Source organism: Stenotrophomonas sp. C9D9 (assembly GCF_056491205.1).
Map to the genome: position 1 here is coordinate 710,144 of NZ_JBSZIF010000004.1, position 20,029 is coordinate 730,172.

The window sequence follows — 20,029 nt, forward strand, 5'->3', positions numbered from 1 at the left end:
GTGTGTTGCCGGTATTGCGTTGTGATGCGGGTACTGCGGGTGTTGCGCCCGGGCGAGGCCCGGGTTTACGGGTTCCGCGTCAGAACTCGCCGCGGAACCAGGTCTTGAGTTTCTTGAACATGCTTCCGGCGCGCCCGGTCGGCAGTGACGGCCGCCGCGGATGCTCGATCTGGCTGCCCATCAGCAGCAGGCCCACGCCAGTGGCGTGCACCGGATTGCCGACCACTTCGCCCAGGCCGGTGACGTGCTGCGGGATACCCACGCGCACCGGCATCTGCAGCATTTCCTCGGCCAGTTCGACCACGCCTTCCATCTTCGAAGCGCCGCCGGTCAACACCATGCCGGCGCGCACCAGTTCCTCGAAGCCGGAGCGGCGCAGTTCGGCCTGCACCATCTCGAAGATTTCCTCGTAGCGGCCCTGCACGGCCTGCGCCAGCGAGTGACGCGGCATGCGGCGCGGCGGGCGGTCGCCCACCGACGGCACCTGGATGCTCTCCTCGGCCGTGGCCAGCTGGGCCAGGGCGCAGGCATAGCGCACCTTGATCTGCTCGGCTTCCGGGGTCGGCGTGCGCAGCATGTGCGCGATGTCGTTGGTCACGTGGTCGCCGGCGATCGGCAGCGAGGCGGTGTGGCAGATCGCGCCCTGCACGAACACGGCGATATCGGTGGTGCCGGCACCCATGTCGACCAGCACCACGCCCAGCTCGCGCTCGTCGGCGGTCAGCACCGCCACGCTGGAGGCCAGCGAGGACAGCACCAGGTCGTCCACCTGCAGGCCGCAGCGCTGCACGCACTTGCTGATGTTGGCCGCGGCCGACTGCGCGCACACCACCAGGTGCGCATGCACTTCCAGGCGCACGCCGGTCATGCCGACCGGGTTGCGGATGCCTTCCTGCGAATCGTCCAGCACGTACTCGCGCGGGATCGCGTGCAGGATCTTCTGGTCGGCCGGGATCGCCACCGCCTTGGCCGCGTCGAGCACGCGATCCAGGTCGCCCCAGGTCACTTCACCGTCGCGGATCGGGACGATGCCCGGCGAGTTCTTGCACTGCACGTGGTTGCCGGAGATCGAGGCGTACACCGAGCGGATCTCGCAGCCGGCCATCAGCTCGGCTTCTTCCACCGCGCGCTGGATCGACTGCACGGTCGATTCGATGTCCACCACCACGCCACGCTTCAGCCCGCGCGATTCGTGCGAGCCGATGCCGATCACTTCGATCGGGTTGCCCGGCGAATACTCGCCCACCAGCGCCACCACCTTGGAGGTGCCGATGTCCAGGCCAACGATCAGCGATTTGTCACCCTTGCGATTCATGTCCTTTCCTGCGTGCTTCTGGCCGGGGTCGCCGGCGTTTTCGCCGGCGTGGCCGGGGTACCCCAGCTCAGCGTGAAACCATTGGTGTAACGGAGGTCGGCGCGCTCGATCGGCGCGTCCTGACGGTTGAGCTGCGGCAGTACCTTGACGAAGCGCTGCATGCGCGAGCGCGCGTCGTCACGGCCGACCACCACTTCGGTGCCGTTGCTCAGCACCAGCGACCAGCTGCCGCGTGCATCCATCGTCACCCGGCGCACATCGACGCCGGCCGGTGCGAACAATGCACGCGAGTCGCTGTACAGCTTCATCACTTCTTCGGTCTGGCTGTCCGGGCCATCCAGTTCGGGCAATGCCAGGTCGGACAGTTTCTTCGGCGTGGGGAACAGCTTGCCCTGCTCGGACACCAGGCGGTCGGTGCCCCAGCGTGCGAATGGCTTGTGCTCGACCAGGGTCACTTCCAGCACGTCCGGCCACTGCTTGCGGACCTGCGCGCTTTCCACCCACGGCAGCTTTTCCAGGGCGTCCTGCGCGTCCTGCAGCTTGACCGCGAAGAAACCGGCGCGCGCATACGGCAGCAGCACCTGCTGCAGCTGTTCGGCCGGCACCCGCTTGAACTCACCATGCACGCGCAGCTTCGCCAGCGGCCAGCGCTCGGCGCCGACCCAGCCATTGACCACGGCCACCACCGGCAGTGCAACCACCGACAGCGCCAACAGCCAGACGAAGATGCGCAGCACTGCGTTCATGCGTGCGAGGCCTCCAGGGTCTGTTCCAGCACGCGCCACACCAGTTCCTCGAAACCGATGCCGGCCTGGCGGGCCGCCTTGGGCACCAGCGAATGGCTGGTCATGCCCGGCGCGGTGTTCACTTCCAGCAGGAAGAAACGGCCGCTGGCACGATCACGCATCACGTCCACGCGGCCCCAGCCACGGCAGCCAGCAGCGCGGAACGCGGCCAGCGCGATGCAGCGGATCTCTTCTTCGTCGTCACCGTCCAGGCCCGGGCACAGGTACTGGGTGTCCTCGGCGATGTACTTGGCGTTGTAGTCGTACCACTGGCCCTTGGGCACGATGCGGATCGACGGCAGTGCGACGTCGCCGAGGATGGCCACGGTCAGTTCGTCGCCGACCACCATCTGCTCCATCAGCAGCTGGCCGTCGTAGCGCGCGGCCAGGGCCACCGCTTCATCCAGGCCGGCGTCATCGGTGACCCGGCTGATGCCCACGCTGGAGCCTTCGTTGGCCGGCTTCACCACCACCGGCAGACCGAGTTCGGCGGCATTGGCGTGCACGTCTTCTGCAGTGACCTTGCGGTACTGCGGGGTCGGCAGGCCCAGCGACAACCACACCTGCTTGGTGCGGATCTTGTCCATGCTCAGCGCAGAACCCAGCACGTCAGAGCCGGTGTACGGAACGCCGAAGGCGTCCATCAGGCCCTGCACGATGCCGTCCTCACCGCCACCGTTGTGGCCGTGCAGGATGTTGAACACGCGGTCGATGCCACCGGCGGCGAGCGCCGTGGCCAGCGCCGGGATGCCATCCACCGCGAACGCATCGACGCCACGCGACTGCAGGGCTTCGAGCACGTTGCGGCCGGAGTCCAGCGACACCTCGCGTTCGCTGGAACTGCCGCCCAGCAGCACGGCGACGCGGCCGAACCCGGCCGGGTCGGTCACGCGCAGCGGCGGGAAGGTCAGCGTGCTCACGCCTGGCCCTCCCCCTTGAAACCTTCCACCGCGATATGGGTGGCCACGGCACCGATGTCGCCGGCGCCCATCATCAGCAGCAGGTCACCGTCCTGCAGCACGTCCGGCAGCACGCTGGCCAGCTCGGCGGCCTTGCCCACCACCACCGGCTCGCTGCGGCCGCGCGCACGGATGGCACGGGCCAGCGCGTGCGAGTCGGCGCCAGCAATCGGTTCTTCGCCGGCCGGGTAGACCTCGCTCAGCACCAGCGCATCAACGCTCGACAGCACCGCGGCGAACTTGTCGAACTGGTCGCGGGTACGGCTGTAGCGGTGCGGCTGGAAGGCCACCACCAGGCGCTTGTCAGCCCAGCCGCCACGGGCGGCGGCGAACACCGCCTCCAGCTCGCTCGGGTGATGGCCGTAGTCGTCGATGATGCGGACCTTGGCACCGCTGGCGGTGGTCACCTCGCCCAGATCGTTGAAGCGACGGCCGACACCGGCGAAGCCCTCCAGCGCGCGTGCGATCGCGTCCGGTGCCACGCCCAGCTGCCAGCCCACCGCAGCGGCGGCCAGCGCGTTGAGTACGTTGTGCTTGCCCGGCAGCGCCAGCACCACTTCCTGGCTGGTGCCCTGCGGCAGGCGCAGGGTGAAGCGCATGCGCGACCCTTCCTGCACCACGTTCTCGGCGCGCACGTCGGCCTGCGGGCTCATGCCGTAGCTCATCACGTGGCGCGGGGTCTTGGCAGCCAGTGCCGCCACTTCCGGATCGTCGATGCACAGCACCGCCAGGCCGTAGAACGGCAGGCGCTGCAGGAACTCGGCGAACGCCGCCTGCACGCGGGCGAAGTCGTTGCCGTAGTTCTCCAGATGATCCGCATCAATGTTCGTGATGATCGACATCAGCGGGTTCAGGCGCAGGAAGCTGCCATCGCTTTCATCGGCCTCGGCCACCAGCCACTGCCCGCCACCCAGCTTGGCGTTGGCACCGGCGGCCAGCAGCTGGCCGCCGATCACGAAGGTCGGGTCCAGGCCACCTTCGCTCAGCACCGCAGCGGTGAGGCTGGTGGTGGTGGTCTTGCCATGGGTACCAGCCACGGCGATGCCGCGGCGGAAGCGCATCAGTTCGGCCAGCATCGCCGCACGCGGCATGATCGGAATGCGCTGGCTGCGCGCTTCCATCAGTTCCGGGTTGTCTTCGCGGATGGCGCTGGAGACCACCACGCAGTCGGTGCCCAGCACGTTGGCCGCGGAGTGGCCGCGCATGATGCGCGCACCCAGGCTGGCCAGGCGGCGGGTCGCCACGTTGTCGGCGTTGTCCGAGCCGGACACTTCATAGCCCAGCGTCAGCATCACTTCGGCGATACCGCTCATGCCGGTGCCGCCGATGCCGACGAAATGCACGCGCGGGAACGCGCGCACCAGGTCGTTGGTGTCGTGCAGGCGACGGATCATGCGCGACCTCGCGCAGGGCAGGCGCGGTGGCATGCCTTCTTCATACAGCTTCCTCGAGAATGATATCGGCGATGCGCTCGGCGGCATCGACCTTGGCCAGGGCACGCGCGGCTTGCGCCATCTGCATGCGGCGGGCGGGATTTTCGGACAGATCGCGCAGCAGTGCGGCAATGCCGTCGGCCAGCGTTCCGTCCTGCTTCAGCAAAACCGCCGCGCCGCGCTCGACCAGGTACTCCGCGTTGCGGGTCTGGTGATCGTCGACGGCGGCGGGGAATGGCACCAGCACGCTGCCGACACCGACCGCGCACAGCTCGGCCAGCGTGGATGCGCCGGAGCGGCATACGACCAGGTCGGCCCAGGCAAAGGCCTCGGCCATGTCGGCGATGAACGGGGTGATTTCAGCCTGCACGCCGGCCTTGGCGTAAGCCTCGACCGCTTCGGCATGCATCTTCTCGCCGCTCTGGTGGCGCACCTGCACCGGCACGCCGGCGCCCAGCGCGGCAATCGCCTGCGGCACGCCGGTATTGAGGGCACGCGCGCCCTGGCTGCCGCCCACCACCAGCACACGCAGCGGGCCTTGGCGGTCGGCGAAGCGCTGTTCCGGCGGGGCAATGGCAGCGATTTCCGCGCGCACCGGGTTGCCGACGAATTCCTCGCGCTTGGCGAAGGTGCCCGGGAAACCGGTCAGCAGGCGACGCGCATAGCGCGACAGGATGCGGTTGGTCAGGCCCGGTGCACGGTTCTGCTCATGCACGATCAGCGGCAGGCCATGCAGGCGCGTGGCCATGCCACCGGGGCCGGAGGCGAAGCCACCGAAGGCGACCACCGCGCGCGGCTGGCGCTGGCGGATGATCAGGCCGGCGGCGCGCAGCGCGCGCATCAGCCGCCACGGTGCAGCCAGCAGGGCCAGCTTGCCCTTGCCGCGCAGGCCGGTGATGGCCAGCGTGTCGATGGCGATGTCGTGCTGCGGCACCAGGCGGGTTTCCATCGCACCGTCGGCGCCCATCCAGGTCACCGGCACGCCGCGCTCGCGCAGCACGCGGGCCACGGCCAAGCCGGGGAAGATGTGACCGCCGGTACCACCGGCCAGGATCATCACCGGACGCCCACTCTCGGTGGCTGCAGTCATGACAGCCTCCCGAAGGTGGGTTCGATGCGCGACTGCAGGCGGCTGGTGCCGCGTGCGGCGTTCGCTGCAGCTGACGCGGAGGCGACCGGCTCGGCACTCATCGGCACGCTGGCGGCCACCGGTGCGGCGGGCTCGTCCATCGGCTCGGCAGCGGCGTCTTCGGCGCCACCGATGCGCACGGCCTGGCGGCGCTCGGCGCGCTTGAGTTCATACGACACGCGCAGCAGCAGGCCCATCGCCACGCAGGTCATCAGCACCGACGAACCGCCGGAGGAGATCAGCGGCAGGGTCAGCCCCTTGGTCGGCAGGATGCCCAGGTTCACGCCGATCGAGACGAAGGTCTGCATGCTGATCCACAGGCCGATGCCGAAGGCGATGTAGCCGGAGAAGTGGCGCTTCATTTCCACGCAGCGCATGCCCAGCCAGAAGGTGCGGCCAACCAGCAGCGCGTACAGCGCCACGATCACGCAGGTACCCAGGAAGCCGAATTCCTCGGCGGTGACCGAGAAGATGAAGTCGGTATGCGCTTCGGGCAGGTAGTAGAGCTTCTGCACGGAGTTGCCCAGGCCGACGCCGGTCCATTCGCCACGGCCGACCGCCATCAGCGCGTTGGACAGCTGGTAGCCGTCACCCTGCTGGTCGGCCCACGGGTCCAGGAAGGAGGTGATGCGGCGCATGCGGTACGGCTCGATGATCGCCAGCGCGCTCATCCCGACCAGGCCGATGATCACCGGCATCGACATGCGCGGCATGTTCACCCCACCCAGCACCAGCATGCCGGCAGTGATCGCCAGCAGCAGGGTCGAGGAACCGAAGTCCGGCTGCAGCAGCAGCAGCACCACCAGCGCACCGGCCACGCCCAGCGGCTTGAGCATCGCCGGCCAGGTCGCATTGACCTCGTCGCGGAAGCGCACCAGGTAGCTGGACAGCCAGACGATGTAGAGCACCTTCACCGCTTCGACCGTCTGGAACTTGGAGATGCCCAGGTTGATCCAGCGGCGCGCACCGTTGACGGTGCTGCCCAGGCCCGGCGTGAACACCGCCAGCAGCAGCACGAAGCAGCCCAGCAGCAGCATCTGGTTGTACTGCTCGATCCACTTCAGCTCGGTGCGGGCGGCAATGACCGCCAGCACGATGCCCACCGCCAGGAAGATCAGGTGGCGGTTGAGGTAGTAGAACGGGCTGCTCATCAGTGCGATCGAGCTGGACGCCACCATCACCACGCCGACACCGGTGAGCGCGATGATCGCGCCCAGCAGCCACTTGTCGTAGCTGCCTTCGATGGCTTCAAGGCGTGTTGCCTGGCGGGACAGGTCGTTCATCTCAGCGCACCTTCAACGTGGCCAGGCCGATCAGCACGAGCACGACGGAGATGATCCAGAAGCGCACGATCACGCGCGGCTCCGGCCAGCCCTTCAGTTCGAAATGGTGGTGGATCGGCGCCATGCGGAACACGCGCTTGCCGGTCAGCTTGAACGAAGCGACCTGGATCATCACCGACAGCGTTTCGATGACGAACACGCCGCCCATGATCACCAGCACCAGCTCCTGGCGGGTGATCACCGCGATCGTGCCCAGCACCGCGCCCAGCGCCAGCGCGCCGATGTCGCCCATGAAGACCATGGCCGGATAGGTGTTGAACCACAGGAAGCCCAGGCCCGCACCGGCGATGGCCGCGCAGATGATGACCAGCTCGCCGGCGCCCGGGATCTGCGGGATCTGCAGGTAGTTGGCGAACACCACGTTGCCCGAGGCGTAGGCGAACACGCCCAGCGCGCAGGCCACCAGCACGGTCGGCATGATCGCCAGGCCGTCCAGGCCGTCGGTGAGGTTCACCGCGTTGGAGAAGCCGACGATCCAGAAGTAGGCGATGGCCACGAAGCCGATGCCGGCCAGCGGCAGCGCGATCGACTTGAACATCGGGATGTAGAAGGTCAGCGCTGCCGGCACGTCGGCCGTGTAGAACAGGAACAGGCCCGCAGCCAGGCCGAAGATCGACTGCAGCAGGTACTTCCAGCGCGACTTCAGGCCATTCGGGTCACGGCGGACGATCTTGATCCAGTCGTCATACCAGCCGATGGCGCCGAAGCACAGCATCACCGCCAGCACCAGCCACACGTAGCGGTTGCGCAGGTCGGCCCACATCAGCACCGACAGGGTGATGGTGAGCAGGATCAGCGAACCGCCCATGGTCGGCGTGCCGGCCTTGGAGAAATGGGTCTGCGGACCGTCCTTGCGGATCGGCTGGCCGCCCTTGAACTGGGCAAGCTTGCGGATCATCGCCGGGCCGAGCCACAGCGACAGGAACAGGGCCGTCAACGCGGCAAGGATGGCGCGGAACGTCTGGTAGTTGAACAGCCCGAACAGGCTCTCCAACTGCTGCAACCATCGAGCCAGTTCATACAACATGCGGGGATTCCTCTCCTTGCGCCAGCAGCGCTTTGACAATCGTGTCCATGGCGCTGCCACGGGACCCCTTGACCAGGCAGCGCACGCCAGCGTGCAGCTCGTCCTTCAGCGCCTGCGACAGCGCGTCATGGGTAGCGAAATGACGACCGCCGTCGCCGAAGGCGGCAGCAGCAGCGGCGCTGAGCGGACCCAGCGCATACAGGCGCTTCAGGCCAGCGGCACGTGCGCGCAGGCCGGCCTGCGCGTGCAGCGCCTCGGCATCCGGGCCCAGCTCACGCATGTCGCCCAGCACCAGCCAGCCCTCTTCCGGCGCGGCGGCCAGGGCATCGATGGCGGCGGCCAGCGAGCCCGGGTTGGCGTTGTAGCTGTCGTCCACCAACACCGCGCCGTTGCGCAGTTGATGGGCGATCTGGCGACCCGGCACCGGCTGCGCTTCGGCCAGGCCAGTGGCAATCAGCGCCAGATCGATACCGGCGGCCAGCGCCAGGCTGGCGGCGGCCAACGCGTTGCTGACGTTGTGGCGACCCGGCAGGCCCAGCACCACGCGGGCTTCGCCGGTCGGTGCGACCAGGGTGAACTGGCTGCCCTGCGCACCGGCGCGGATGTCGCGCGCGGTCACGTCCGCCGAGTGTTCCAGGCCGTAGCGCAGCACGCGGCAGCGCGCCGGGGTGCTGATGAAATGCTGTTCGAACCAGCGGCCATAGGCATCGTCAGCGTTGATCACCGCCACGCCATCGGCCGGCAGCGCGGCATAGATCGCGCCCTTGGTCACCGCCACGCCGAGCAGGCTGCCCATCCGCTCCAGGTGGGCGGGGGCGATGTTGTTGACCAGCGCATAGCGCGGGCGGGCGATGTCGGTCAGGTAGGCAATGTCGCCCGGCTTGCCGGCGCCCATCTCGTAGACGGCGTAGTCGGCATCTTCCGGGGCATCGATCACCGCCAGCGGCAGGCCGATCTCGTTGTTGCGGTTGCCCGGGTTGGCGTAGACCACCTTGTGCGCGTGCTGCGCCACCTGCTGCAGGATCGACAGCAGAAGGCTCTTCACGCTGGTCTTGCCATTGCTGCCGGTGATCGCGAACACCTCGGTATCGCGGTCGCGCTGCATGCCGGTGGCGATCTTCGCCAATGCCAGTTCGCTGTCGGCCACCAGCACCTGCGGCAAGTCGATCGGCAGCAGGCGCTCGACCAGCAGCGCACTGGCACCACGCGCCTGCGCGTCGGCAGCGAAGTCATGGCCGTCGAAACGCTCGCCGCGCAGCGCCACATACAGGCTGCCCGGGCCCAGGTTGCGGGTGTCATTGCTGACCGCATCGATGGCCACGTCGTCGCCATGGATCTCGCCGCCGGCCCAGTGTGCGATCAGCGAAAGCAGGGTGCGCTTCATGCGATGCCCTCCCCGGCCTGGGCTGCCAGGACACCGGCCTTGGCCGCCAATGCGGCCGCAGCCACTTCGGTGTCGTCGAAGTCATGGCGCACGCCATTCACTTCCTGGTACGGCTCGTGGCCCTTGCCGGCGATCAGGATGATGTCGCCCGCACCGGCACGCTTCACCGCCAGGCCGATCGCGCGCGCGCGGCTGCGCTGCACGGTCACGGCATCGGCATTCTGGAAGCCGGCCAGGATGTCGGCGACGATCACGTCGCCATCTTCGCCACGCGGGTTGTCGTCGGTGACGATGACCTGGTTGGCCAGGCGCTCGGCAATTGCCGCCATCTGCGGGCGCTTGCCGGTATCGCGCTCGCCACCGCAGCCGAATACGCAGAACAGCGCACCGTGCAGGTGGCCATGCAGGCTGTCCAGTGCCTGTTCCAGCGCGTCCGGGGTATGCGCGTAGTCGACCACCACGGTCGGCAGGCCGTCTTCGCCGCCCAGGCGGTTCATGCGGCCACGGATCGGCTGCAGCGCCGACAGCACTTCGGCGATGCGCGGCAGCGGCTGGCCCTGCGCGTGCAGGGTGCCGGCCACGGCCAGCAGGTTGTCCACGTTGAAGCGGCCCAGCAGCGGCGACTGCACCGCCGCACGCTGGCCGTCGATGACCAGTTCGAAGGCGATGCCACGGCCGTCCAGCTGCAGCGCCTCGGCGCGCACGCTGGCGTCGCTGGCACCGCGCGAGCTCAGGCCGATCGGCTGCACGCCGGCCGGCAGGCCAGCGAACAGCTGGCGACCGAAGGCGTCGTCAAGATTGATCACCGCGGCCTTCAGGCCCGGGCGATGGAACAGCCGCGCCTTGGCCGCGCCGTAGCTGGCCATGTCGCCGTGGTAGTCCAGATGGTCGCGGGTGAGGTTGGTGAACACCGCCACGTCGTAGTGCACGGCATCCACGCGGCCCTGGTCCAGCGCATGCGAGCTGACTTCCATCGCCACCGCGCGCGCACCGGCGTCGCGCAGCTGCGCCAGCAACGCATGCATCTGCAGCACCAGCGGCGTGGTGAAGCCGGTCGGTTCGACCGCGCCATAAAGTCCGGCGCCCAGCGTGCCGATACTGCCACTGGGCGTTCCGAGCAGATGCCAGGCCTGGGCCAGCAGCTGCACGGTGGAGGTCTTGCCGTTGGTGCCGGTCACGCCCACCATCGCCATCGCCCGCGACGGTGCGCCATGGAACTGGTCGGCCATCGCACCCATACGCGCGCGCAGGGCCGGCACGGCGATCGCATCAGCCGGTGCCGGCAGTTCGGCAGGCGCCGGCGGTTCGAACAGGATGGCGCTGGCACCGGCGGCGCGGGCCTGCTCGACAAAGCCCAGGCCATGCGCGCCGAAACCGGCGATGGCGACGAAGGCATTGCCGGGGCGCACGGCACGGCTGTCCAGCACCAGGCCGGTCAGAACGGGATCGTGCCCTGCCAGGGCCACGTCCGGAAGCAACTGCGAAAGCAACATCGAAGGACTCATTGCGTGCCTCCCGTAGCGGGCGGCGTCTGGGCTTGCGCGCTCGGCAGCGCAGCATCGAATTCGGCAGCGGCATCGACCGGCAGCGCGGCCTCGGCCGGCGGCGCCGGCAGGATCGACGCCGAATGGCCGACCTTGCCCGACTGCTGTGCGGCCAGCCACGACTGCAGGTCGTCCAGCGGCACGTCCATCAGGCGCAGGGTGCCTTCCATCACGTTGTGGTAGACCGGCGCCGACACCAGGCCGCCGTAGAACTTGCCGGCCTGCGGGTCGTTGATGACGATGACGGTGGCGAAACGCGGGTTGGTGGCCGGCACCACGCCAGCAAACAGCGCGTTGTAATGGCCGCGCTCATAACCGCCCGGGCCGGCCTTGCGCGCGGTGCCGGTCTTGCCGGCCACGCGGTAACCCAGCACCGCCGCCTGCTTGGCGCCGCCCTGGGTGACCACCGTTTCCATCATCGCCACCACCTGCCGGGCGACGTTCTCGTCGATGATCTGCTGGCCTTCGTTGCGCTGGCCCTTGACGAAGGTCGGCGCGATCAGGCGGCCGCCGTTGGCCAGTGCCGAGTACGCAGTGGCGATCTGCAGCGGCGTGACCGACAGGCCGTAGCCGTAGGACATGGTGGTCTTGGTGGTGCCCGACCAGCGTGCCGGGCGCATCACCACACCGGCCGATTCACCCGGAAAACCGCTGTGCGGCGCCGAGCCATAGCCGAAGCGGCGCACGCCGTCATAGAAGGTCTGGTCCGGCATCTTCGCCGCGACCTTGGCTGCACCCACGTTCGAGCTGCGGGTGATCACGCCGGTCACGTTCAGCACACCGTTGTTGCGCGGCACGTCGCGGATGGTGAAGCGGCCCAGGGTCATGTAGCCCGGGTTGGTGTCGATGATGGTGTCCTTGGTCACCGCACCGGCCTGCAGCGCGGTGGCGATGGTCAGCGGCTTCATCGTCGAGCCCGGCTCGACCAGGTCGGTCACCGCGCGGTTGCGGCGCGTATCGGGGATCGCGCCGGTCAGCGAATTCGGGTTGTAGGTCGGCAGGTTGACCATGGCCAGGATCTCGCCGGTGGTCACGTCCATGATCACCATCGAACCGCCGGCCGCCTTGTTGGCCACCAGCGCGTTGCGCAGTTCCTTGAAGGCCAGGTACTGGATGCGGCGGTCGATGCTGAGGGTCAGGTCCTTGCCCGGCTCGGCGGCGCGCAGCAGATCGCTCTCGACCGTCTCGCCCTTGCGGTTGCGGATCACCCGCTTGGCGCCGGCCTTGCCGCGCAGCCATTCGTCGAACGCCAGTTCCAGGCCTTCCTGGCCGCGGTCGTCGATGTTGGTGAAGCCCAGCACGTGCGCCATCGCTTCCCCCTGCGGATAGAAGCGGCGGAACTCGCGCTGCGCGGCCACGCCCGGGATCTTCAGCGCAACCACCTTCTCTGCCTCGTCCGGATTGATCCGGCGGCGCAGGTACATGAATTCCTTGTCCGACTTCTGCGACAGGCGGCTGCTCAGCTCATCCACCGACATGCCGACCGCCTGGGCCAGCTCCGGGATGCGCTCGGGCGAACGCAGCAGGTCCTGCGGGTTGACCCAGATCGAGGCAACCGGCGTGGACACCGCCAGCGGCTCGCCGTTGCGGTCGGTGATCATGCCGCGCGAGGTCTTGATCGGCAGCTCGCGCAGGTAACGGGCCTCGCCCTGGCGCTGGTAGAAATCGCTGTTGATGATCTGCACGTAGGCCGCACGCCCCACCAGCGACACCGAGCACAGGCCAAGCGCCAGCGCGACCCAGCGCAGGCGCTGGCGCAGGTTGAAGGCGTTGCGCGGGCGGTTGCGGCCGGTCTTGCTCATGGGCGCACCACGACGATGTCACCGGCCTCGGGGAACTTCATGCCCAGCTTCTCGCGGGCAATGCGGTCCACGCGGTTGGCTTCGGCCAGGGTCGCCTGCTCCAGCTGCAGGCGGCCGAATTCGAGGTTGATGTCATCGCGCGTGCGCTCGGCACGCGACAGTTCGATGAACGTCTGCCGATGACGGTGACGCACGAACACGACGCCGATCGCCGAGGCCACGGTGCAGGCCAGCAGGATGATCAGCAGCAGGCGGCTCATGCATCGACCTCCCGCTTCTGTGCCACGCGCAGCACGGCGCTGCGGGCACGCGGGTTGGCGGCCAGCTCCTCGTCGGTGGCCTTGATGGCGCCCCCGATCAGGTCCAGCGTCGGCACGAACGAAACGGCCTCGGGCAGGCGGCGGTTGGCCGGCGGCGCCTTGGCCAGGCGGTTCATGTACTGCTTGACGATGCGGTCTTCCAGCGAGTGGAAGCTGATCACCGCCAGGCGGCCACCGGGCTTGAGCCGTTCCACCGCCGCATCGAGACCGGCTTCCAGATCGGCCAGCTCGCGGTTGATGTGGATGCGGATGGCCTGGAAGCTGCGCGTGGCCGGGTGGATCTTGTCTTTTCCGCGCGGCATCACCGAGGCGATCAGCTCGGCCAGTTCGGCGGTACGCGTGAACGGCTGCTTCTCGCGGCGGGCCACGATGGCGCGGGCGATACGGCGGCTCTGGCGCTCTTCGCCATAGGTCCACAGCACATCGGCGATCTCGCGGTCTTCGACGCGGTTGATCCACTGCGCGGCGCTTTCACCGCTGTCCGGATCCATGCGCATGTCCAGCGGGCCGTCCTTGCCGAAGCTGAAGCCACGTTCGGCCACATCCAGCTGCGGCGACGACACGCCGAGGTCGAACAGCACGCCGTCCAGGCCTTCGGCCGTCGCCTCCCACTGCAGCAGCTGGGCGAAGCTGCCACGGAAGATGGACACGCGCGGGTCCGGCGCGAAATCGCGCTCGGCAACGGCGATGGCTTCCGGATCCTTGTCCATGACCAGCAGGCGCCCCTCGGGACCGAGCTGGGTAAGCACGCCACGTGCATGACCGCCACGACCGAACGTGCCATCCAGATAACGTCCGTTTTCGATCACCCTCAGGCCTTCAAGGACCTGGGTGTACAGGACCGGCAGGTGCACCGCCGGCGACTGCGACACCGGAAGGTGACCGGCCTGCGCTTCTGGGCGCATCCGGGCACCCCGGCTCACAACTTCAGGTCGAGCAACCCATCACCCAGATCCTCGTCAGACAACGTCTGCTGGATCAGGGCCCGATGCGCCTGCTCGCTCCACAATTCGAACTTGTCGCCCATACCGAGCAATACCGCCTTCTTCTCAACTGCCCACCGCACCGCGGTGGCTGGCGGGGATGCTGATGCGACCGTTGCCGTCCAGCTCCAGATGGGCGGCCGAGCCGACCAGCTTCTGCTGCAACAGGCGCACGACGCGCTGGGTGTTGGGCTTGGACATCACATCGTCGCGGACCCGCTCCCATTCCGACTCTGCGTACAGCCACAGGCAGCCGGCTTCGAACGGGTTGTAGGTCAGCACGAGACGGTTGTTGCTGGCGCGCGCGACGAGGTCGCGGTAAGCGGTGGGAACCGCCATGCGCCCTTTGTCGTCAACTGTGATGGCCGTCTCGCCCTGGAACACGACGCCTGCACCTTGTCCTTCGCCCGGTGAAACATTGAACCACGAAAACCCACAAAACACCCGGATTTCCCTCTGATGCCCACCTTAGCAGCGGGCCGAGGGTTGTCAACAACTTTTCAGCAGGGAAATCGCCAGCCGCATCAATGGCTTGCAACAACCTTTAGAGAATTGTTCAAGGCTTATCCACAAGTTGCTGATCCGTCTCAATTTTTGAGATTGAACGGAAGTTCAGGGGCGTGGAGAGGGCGTGAAACATCGGCCGCGCATTCATCCGGAACGGGCCGGAAACGGCGCCAGACTGCGCAAACCGTGCACAATGAAGCCATGTGCCTGCTCGCTCTTGGCTGGATGCACCACCCGCGCTGGCGGCTGGTGATGACCGGCAACCGTGATGAGTTCCACGCCCGCCCGACGGCGGCGCTGGCCCCCTGGCAGGATGAGACGTCCGTCATCGGGGGGCGCGACCTGCGCTCCGGCGGTGGCTGGGCCGGCGTCGGCGCCTCGGGCCGGATGGCGGTGGTCACCAACGTCCGCGACCCGCTGGCGGCCCAGACCGGCCCGTCGCGGGGCGCGCTGGTGGCCGACTTCCTGCGCGGCCGCGACCCGGCCGCCGTGCATATCGACCGCTTGGCGACCGTGGCTGGCGCCTACGCCCCGTTCAACCTGTTGCTGGCCGATGGCGACAGCCTGGAGTACCTGGGCAACCATCCCGCCGAACGGCAGACCCTCGGCCCGGGCGTGCACGGCATGTCCAACGGCGCGCTGGACGCGCCCTGGCCGAAGACCCGGCGGCTGATGGCGGCGCTGTCGGCATGGCTGGAAGAAGACGGGGTCAGATCCCTTTCGCAACGCGAAAGGGATCTGACCCCGGATCTGGCCCCGCTCTGGGCCGCGCTGGCCGACGAACACCGCCCTGCCGACAGCGACCTGCCCGACACCGGCATCGGCCTGGAACGCGAGCGCTGGCTGAGCCCGGCCTTCATCCGCGGCGACGACTACGGCACCCGCGCCAGCACCGTGCTGCTGATCGACGCCGACGGCCACGGCGAGATCCACGAACGCCGCTTCGGCCCGCAGGGTGTACCCAGCGGACAGAGCCACGTCATTTTCTGACCGGGTCGTGCCGGCCACTGGGCGGATTCTCTTGCCAGCGGGGTAGTGCCGGCCGCTGGCCGGCAACCTCTGGATCTTCGGATGCGCCATGAAGCTGCCGGCCAGCGGCCGGCACTAGCGGGCATCGCGTTGTCGCGATCCACGCGACGGCAGTCGTCATCGCATCAGGTTCGAAACGTCATTCAGCTTCCAACCGCGACCGCGATCCGCCCGCGCCACAGGGGCTCCGGCCTCTCAACCTGCGCACTGTGCCCTTTTCGTATCCGGCACTGTGTCTATAAATGTCGTCCCTGACCTCCCAGGGTGGTCGCGCCCGGCACCGCGCCGCGCGATCGACCGCAACCACACGGGAGGCCCCATGCGCCGCATCCTCATCCTGCTCGCCACCCACCTGCTCACCCTCGGCCTTGGCTTCGGCCTGGGCGTCTACCTCCTGCCCGTTCTGATCGCCCCCGACGACCCGCCGGTCGCGCAGGTGCAGGCCGCCATGAACGACGCCACCTACCGCACCACCTTCCGCCGCGACCTCAAAGGCAGCGACGCGGTGCACTGGGCCGAAGGCAAGGTCAGCGTCAGCGCCACCCAGGTCGCCTTCGACGGCAAGATGGGGCCGGGCCCGGACTACAAGGTCTACCTGGTCCGCGATTTCGTCGACAACAAGGCCGACTTCCTGAAGATCAAGGCGCAGGCCCAGCGCATCGGCGAGGTGAAGAGCTTCAACCGCTTCCTGGTGGACGTGCCCGCGAACGTGGACGTGGATGACTACACCACGGTGGTGGTGTGGTGCGAGCGCTTCTCGCAGTTCATTTCCGCCGGGCAGTACCGCACGCCGGGCTGACCAGGGCATGGGGTCGGATCCCTTTCCTCCGGAAAGGGATCCGACCCCGCAATCACGGTAGATCCACGCCATGCGTGGAAGAAGAAAGAGGCGGAGCCGGCCGATAAGCCGGGGTTCTGTCGTGGACAGTCATTCCTCTAGGCGTTACGTCACCGCAACGCTCAAGCAACCTACCCGGATCCAACGCGGGCCGCGCCAAAGGATCCCTATTTTGGTCTTGCTCCAGGTGGGGTTTGCCGTGCCGGTCTGTTGCCAGACTCGCGGTGCGCTCTTACCGCACCATTTCACCCTTACCGGCCTTCCGAAGAAGACGTAGGCGGTATCTTTCTGTTGCACTTTCCGTCGGCTTGCGCCGCCCAGGCGTTACCTGGCACCTTGCCCTATGGAGCCCGGACTTTCCTCGGCACCCCCGAAGGGATGACGCGACTGTCTGGCCGGCTCCGCCAGCGCGTATTCTAGCGTACGCACGCCTTTCCTGCCGTGCTGATCGCGGCATCCGGTTCATCCATCCATGCATGGCGTGGATCTACCGGTTCCGCTGCTCTGGTGGGTGCGGATTCCGCTTTAGTGGGTGCGGACCTTGGTCCGCACGATCGATCAACTGCCGTACAACGCCTTGCGCGGTGCGCCGGTCAACTCGGCGGCCAGCTTGGCGGCGGTCGACGGCGGCAGGTGCTCACTCAGTTTGGCGTACACGCGGCGACCATGGGCCAGCTGCGCTTCTTCATCATCACCCGCGCCCTGCACCATCACCACGAACTCGCCCTTGCGCTGGTTGTCGTCGGCTTCCACCTTGGCCAACAAGCCGGCCAGGTCGCCATCGAGCACGGTCTCGAACAGCTTGGTCAGCTCGCGGGCGAGCACCGCCGGGCGTTCGCCACCGAAGATCGCCGCCATGTCGGCCAGCGATTCGGCAATGCGGTGCGAGGATTCGTAGAACACCATCGTGCGCACTTCGCCGGCCAGCGTCTGCAGCCGGTCGCGGCGACCACTGGCCTTGGCCGGCAGGAAACCCTCGAAACTGAAACGGTCGCTGGGCAGGCCGGCCACGCTCAGCGCGGCGATGGCGGCGCAGGCACCGGGAACCGGGCTGACCTTGATGCCCGCCGCGCGCGCGGCACGCACCAGCCGGAAACCGGGATCGCTGACCAGCGGGGTGCCGGCATCGCTGACCAGCGCCAGCGACTCGCCGGCCTGCAGGCGCGAGACCAGGCGCTGCGCCAGGGCCTCTTCATTGTGTTCGTGCAGGGCCACCAGTGGTTGCTGGATGCCGAAATGGGACAGCAGCTGGCCGCTGCGGCGGGTGTCCTCGGCACAGATGGCCGCCACCGAACGCAGCACCTCCTGCGCGCGCGGGCTCAGATCGGCCAGGTTGCCGATCGGGGTGGCGACGACGTACAGGGTTGGGACACTCATTTCAGCGGTACTCACGGGGCAAGGGTAGAATCGTAGCGTGTACCCGGCCAAGGCCGCTGCCCTCATCGCATGGACCCGATCATGAACAAGCCCGCCGCACGGATCTCCGCCCTGTCGTTGTCGCTGATGCTGCTGGCCGGTTGTGCCACCACCAGCCTGACCAGCACGCCCGATTCGCCGGCCCAGAGCCAGGCGCTGGCGCTGATCGAACAGGGCAAGCCGCGCGACGCCGCGCTGCAGCTGGAAGGCCTGGCCGCCACCCTGCGCGGCGGCGCCCGCAGCAACGCGCTGGCCGATGCGGCCTGGGCCTGGCACCTCGCCGGTGACAGTGCCCGCGCGCGCAGCCTGCTCGGCCAGCTCACCGCGCGCCAGCTGTCCGGCGCCAGCCTACAGCGCTACCAGCTGACCGGTGCCGAGCTGGCCCTGGCCGACAAGCAGCCGGCGCAGGCGCTGGCCCTGCTGAAGGATCATGCCGACAGCGTTGCGGTCGGCCTGCGCACCCGCTGGCTGCTGGCCCGCGCCCAGGCCCTGCAGGGCACCGGCGATGCCTTCGGTGCCGCCACCGAGCGTGCCCGCGCTCACGCCAGCCTGACCGGCAGCGCGCGCAGCGAGAACCAGGCCGCCATCTCCGGCCTGCTCGGCACCCTCGACGACGCCACCCTGCACAGCCGTGCCGCCGCCCTGCCGGCCAACGACCCGCTGTACAACTTCGCCGGTCGTGCGCTGATCGCGCGCGGCCTGCCGCTGCCGCGCCCGTTCGACCGCGATGGCGCGGCCCAGTTCGACACCAGCAAGCGTCCGCCGGCGATGAGCGACGGCTACCGCCCGCCGGCCAAGCTGGCCGTGCTGCTGCCGCTCAGCGGCCGCCTGGCCACCGCCGCACAGCCGGTGCGCGATGGCCTGTTGAGCGCTTACTACGGTGAAAGCCGCCGCCGCCCGGACATCAACTTCTTCGACACCGCCGGCACTCCGGCCGGTGCCCTCGCTGCCTATGACAAGGCCGTCGCCTCCGGTGCCGACTTCGTGGTCGGTCCGCTGGGCCGCGACGAAGTGGACGCCGTGTACGGCCGCCAGCAGCTGCAGGTGCCGGTGCTGGCCCTGAACCGCGGCAAGGACGCACCGCCGGCCGGCAGCGCCGGTTTCTCGCTGGCGCCGGAAGACGACGGCATCGTCGCCGCCGAATACCTGCGTGGACGCGAACGCAACCGCGCACTGGTGATCAGCAGCAATGACGACACCGGCCGCCGTTCCGCCGCCGCCTTCGCGCAGCGATTCGCGCAGCGCGGTGGCCAGGTGGTAGCGACCGTCGGCGTCAGCGACGCGGTGGGCGACATCGGCGCCCAGGTGCGCAATGCCGGCCAGGTCGATGCGGTGTTCCTCGCCGTGCGTGCGCCGCAGGCCCGCCTGCTCGCACCGCAGCTGGCGCTGGCCGGTGCCGGTGGCGCCACCCGCGTCGGCACCTCGCAGCTGACCGTCGGCAGCGGCAAGGTGGAAGAAGACGTGGCGCTGGACGGCATCGTCTACCCGAACGAAGCCTGGAACGTGCGCAGCGTGTCCGGACTGCCTTCGGCCAGCCAGGTGGCCAGCACCCTGCCGAGCGCACGCGGTGCGGCCGGCCGCCTGTTCGCCTTCGGCGCCGATGCCTGGAAGATCACCGCCTATTTGGACAAGCTGTCCAACGAAGGCGGCCTGGACGTGCCACCGGCACCCTGTTCCTGGACAGCAACGGCAACATCCTGCGCCAGCCGGCATGGTCGACCTTCAATGGCGGCCGGCCGATGCCGATCGTCGGTGGTCGCTGAGCGCAGCCAACGTGGCTCGGCGGTGGAAGCCGCCGCCGAGCAGCATCTGCAACAGGCCGGACTGCGGCCGCGTGCGCGCAACGTGCGTTATCGCGGCGGTGAACTGGACCTGGTGATGGACGATGCCGGCACCGTGGTGTTCGTGGAGGTGCGCTATCGCGCGCGATCCGATTTCGGTGGCGGCGCCGCTTCGGTCGATGCGCGCAAATGCCGGCGCCTGGTGCATGCCGCGCAGCTGTACCTGCAGGACCACCCGGCGCTGGCAAATGCGCCCTGCCGCTTCGACGTGGTCGAAGCCAGTGGCGAACCACCGCAGCTGCACTGGCTGCGGGATGCATTCCGGCTGGATGACTGCTGATGATTTCCGTCCGCTCTGGTAGAGGCCGACCTTGGTCGACGCTTCTGTGCCAACCAAGGTTGGCACCTACCAGAGCGCAGCCAGGCCGGCACTA

15 protein-coding genes, 1 other RNA gene and 3 pseudogenes are annotated in these 20,029 nt (G+C 68.3%); 4 read left to right on the forward strand and 15 right to left on the reverse strand.

Features of this window, described 5'->3' with window-relative positions:
- Positions 1–79: 79 nt before the first annotated feature.
- From ftsA to ACXI0D_RS08835, 13 genes and pseudogenes are all read right to left on the reverse strand, one after another.
- Complete coding sequence (gene ftsA, locus ACXI0D_RS08775) at positions 80–1,315, reverse strand: cell division protein FtsA (protein WP_005408083.1); 1,236 nt, start codon at positions 1,313–1,315, stop codon at positions 80–82.
- 68 nt (positions 1,316–1,383) lie between these two features.
- A pseudogene (locus ACXI0D_RS08780) lies at positions 1,384–2,061 on the reverse strand (cell division protein FtsQ/DivIB); the annotation flags it as partial.
- A complete protein-coding gene (locus tag ACXI0D_RS08785) occupies positions 2,058–3,020 on the reverse strand; it encodes a D-alanine--D-alanine ligase (RefSeq protein ID WP_049443147.1) in 963 nt (320 codons plus the stop codon). The gene ACXI0D_RS08785 and the pseudogene ACXI0D_RS08780, both read right to left, overlap by 4 nt.
- The gene (gene murC / locus ACXI0D_RS08790; protein WP_014035986.1) at positions 3,017–4,453 is read right to left on the reverse strand and encodes a UDP-N-acetylmuramate--L-alanine ligase; all 1,437 of its coding nucleotides are present in this window, start codon (positions 4,451–4,453) and stop codon (positions 3,017–3,019) included. The genes ACXI0D_RS08785 and murC overlap by 4 nt, the downstream gene beginning before the upstream one ends.
- A 40-nt stretch (positions 4,454–4,493) precedes the next feature.
- Positions 4,494–5,582, reverse strand: a complete 1,089-nt coding sequence (gene murG, locus ACXI0D_RS08795) for an undecaprenyldiphospho-muramoylpentapeptide beta-N-acetylglucosaminyltransferase (protein WP_049443146.1) — start codon at positions 5,580–5,582, stop codon at positions 4,494–4,496.
- A complete protein-coding gene (ftsW, locus tag ACXI0D_RS08800) occupies positions 5,579–6,904 on the reverse strand; it encodes a putative lipid II flippase FtsW (protein WP_479642491.1) in 1,326 nt (441 codons plus the stop codon). Before ftsW ends, murG begins: the two co-directional genes overlap by 4 nt.
- Before the next feature lies 1 nt (position 6,905).
- On the reverse strand, positions 6,906–7,991 hold the full coding sequence (gene mraY, locus ACXI0D_RS08805) for a phospho-N-acetylmuramoyl-pentapeptide-transferase (protein WP_010481929.1): 1,086 nt from the start codon (positions 7,989–7,991) through the stop codon (positions 6,906–6,908).
- A complete protein-coding gene (locus tag ACXI0D_RS08810) occupies positions 7,981–9,375 on the reverse strand; it encodes a UDP-N-acetylmuramoyl-tripeptide--D-alanyl-D-alanine ligase (RefSeq protein WP_101764934.1) in 1,395 nt (464 codons plus the stop codon). The genes mraY and ACXI0D_RS08810 overlap by 11 nt, the downstream gene beginning before the upstream one ends.
- Positions 9,372–10,880, reverse strand: a complete 1,509-nt coding sequence (locus ACXI0D_RS08815) for a UDP-N-acetylmuramoyl-L-alanyl-D-glutamate--2,6-diaminopimelate ligase (protein ID WP_049443143.1) — start codon at positions 10,878–10,880, stop codon at positions 9,372–9,374. Before ACXI0D_RS08815 ends, ACXI0D_RS08810 begins: the two co-directional genes overlap by 4 nt.
- Complete coding sequence (locus ACXI0D_RS08820; protein WP_014035981.1) at positions 10,877–12,721, reverse strand: peptidoglycan D,D-transpeptidase FtsI family protein; 1,845 nt, start codon at positions 12,719–12,721, stop codon at positions 10,877–10,879. Before ACXI0D_RS08820 ends, ACXI0D_RS08815 begins: the two co-directional genes overlap by 4 nt.
- Positions 12,718–12,981: a cell division protein FtsL gene (gene ftsL / locus ACXI0D_RS08825; RefSeq protein ID WP_014035980.1), complete on the reverse strand. Its 264-nt coding sequence runs from the start codon at positions 12,979–12,981 to the stop codon at positions 12,718–12,720. The genes ACXI0D_RS08820 and ftsL overlap by 4 nt, the downstream gene beginning before the upstream one ends.
- Entirely contained in the window at positions 12,978–13,946 is a 969-nt protein-coding gene (gene rsmH / locus ACXI0D_RS08830; protein ID WP_049443142.1) for a 16S rRNA (cytosine(1402)-N(4))-methyltransferase RsmH, read from the reverse strand. Before rsmH ends, ftsL begins: the two co-directional genes overlap by 4 nt.
- 14 nt (positions 13,947–13,960) lie before the next feature.
- Positions 13,961–14,363 (reverse strand): annotated as a pseudogene (locus ACXI0D_RS08835) (division/cell wall cluster transcriptional repressor MraZ).
- Positions 14,364–14,732: 369 nt separating this feature from the next.
- On the opposite strand from ACXI0D_RS08835, the gene ACXI0D_RS08840 reads away from it, so the two are divergent.
- Positions 14,733–15,521 carry an NRDE family protein gene (locus ACXI0D_RS08840; RefSeq protein WP_479642492.1) on the forward strand — a complete coding sequence of 263 codons (789 nt, stop codon included), beginning with the start codon at positions 14,733–14,735 and terminating at the stop codon, positions 15,519–15,521.
- A gap of 358 nt (positions 15,522–15,879) precedes the next feature.
- Entirely contained in the window at positions 15,880–16,359 is a 480-nt protein-coding gene (locus ACXI0D_RS08845; protein WP_049443140.1) for a DM13 domain-containing protein, read from the forward strand.
- Between the two features lie 88 nt (positions 16,360–16,447).
- Here ACXI0D_RS08845 and rnpB read toward each other — a convergent pair.
- Both rnpB and rsmI read right to left on the reverse strand, forming a co-directional pair.
- Positions 16,448–16,801: RNase P RNA component class A (gene rnpB, locus ACXI0D_RS08850), an RNA gene on the reverse strand.
- A 155-nt stretch (positions 16,802–16,956) separates the two neighbouring features.
- Entirely contained in the window at positions 16,957–17,775 is an 819-nt protein-coding gene (rsmI, locus tag ACXI0D_RS08855; protein WP_014035976.1) for a 16S rRNA (cytidine(1402)-2'-O)-methyltransferase, read from the reverse strand.
- A gap of 81 nt (positions 17,776–17,856) precedes the next feature.
- On the opposite strand from rsmI, the pseudogene ACXI0D_RS08860 reads away from it, so the two are divergent.
- Together ACXI0D_RS08860 and ACXI0D_RS08865 are read left to right on the forward strand one after the other, a co-directional pair.
- Positions 17,857–19,577, forward strand: a pseudogene (locus ACXI0D_RS08860) (penicillin-binding protein activator).
- On the forward strand, positions 19,567–19,935 hold the full coding sequence (locus ACXI0D_RS08865) for a YraN family protein (protein ID WP_479642493.1): 369 nt from the start codon (positions 19,567–19,569) through the stop codon (positions 19,933–19,935). Before ACXI0D_RS08860 ends, ACXI0D_RS08865 begins: the two are co-directional and overlap by 11 nt.
- Positions 19,936–20,029 lie beyond the last annotated feature (94 nt).

What these genes read in the sequence shown, in the direction of transcription:
- rsmI (WP_014035976.1), bottom strand. Translation starts at nt 17,775, where the DNA reads ATGAGTGTCCCAACCCTGTACGTCGTCGCCACCCCGATCGGCAACCTG.
- ACXI0D_RS08810 (WP_101764934.1), bottom strand. Translation starts at nt 9,375, where the DNA reads ATGAAGCGCACCCTGCTTTCGCTGATCGCACACTGGGCCGGCGGCGAG.
- ftsA (WP_005408083.1), bottom strand. Translation starts at nt 1,315, where the DNA reads ATGAATCGCAAGGGTGACAAATCGCTGATCGTTGGCCTGGACATCGGC.
- rsmH (WP_049443142.1), bottom strand. Translation starts at nt 13,946, where the DNA reads ATGCGCCCAGAAGCGCAGGCCGGTCACCTTCCGGTGTCGCAGTCGCCG.
- ftsL (WP_014035980.1), bottom strand. Translation starts at nt 12,981, where the DNA reads ATGAGCCGCCTGCTGCTGATCATCCTGCTGGCCTGCACCGTGGCCTCG.
- murC (WP_014035986.1), bottom strand. Translation starts at nt 4,453, where the DNA reads ATGATCCGTCGCCTGCACGACACCAACGACCTGGTGCGCGCGTTCCCG.
- ACXI0D_RS08820 (WP_014035981.1), bottom strand. Translation starts at nt 12,721, where the DNA reads ATGAGCAAGACCGGCCGCAACCGCCCGCGCAACGCCTTCAACCTGCGC.
- ACXI0D_RS08845 (WP_049443140.1), top strand. Translation starts at nt 15,880, where the DNA reads ATGCGCCGCATCCTCATCCTGCTCGCCACCCACCTGCTCACCCTCGGC.
- murG (WP_049443146.1), bottom strand. Translation starts at nt 5,582, where the DNA reads ATGACTGCAGCCACCGAGAGTGGGCGTCCGGTGATGATCCTGGCCGGT.
- ACXI0D_RS08815 (WP_049443143.1), bottom strand. Translation starts at nt 10,880, where the DNA reads ATGAGTCCTTCGATGTTGCTTTCGCAGTTGCTTCCGGACGTGGCCCTG.
- mraY (WP_010481929.1), bottom strand. Translation starts at nt 7,991, where the DNA reads ATGTTGTATGAACTGGCTCGATGGTTGCAGCAGTTGGAGAGCCTGTTC.
- ACXI0D_RS08840 (WP_479642492.1), top strand. Translation starts at nt 14,733, where the DNA reads ATGTGCCTGCTCGCTCTTGGCTGGATGCACCACCCGCGCTGGCGGCTG.
- ftsW (WP_479642491.1), bottom strand. Translation starts at nt 6,904, where the DNA reads ATGAACGACCTGTCCCGCCAGGCAACACGCCTTGAAGCCATCGAAGGC.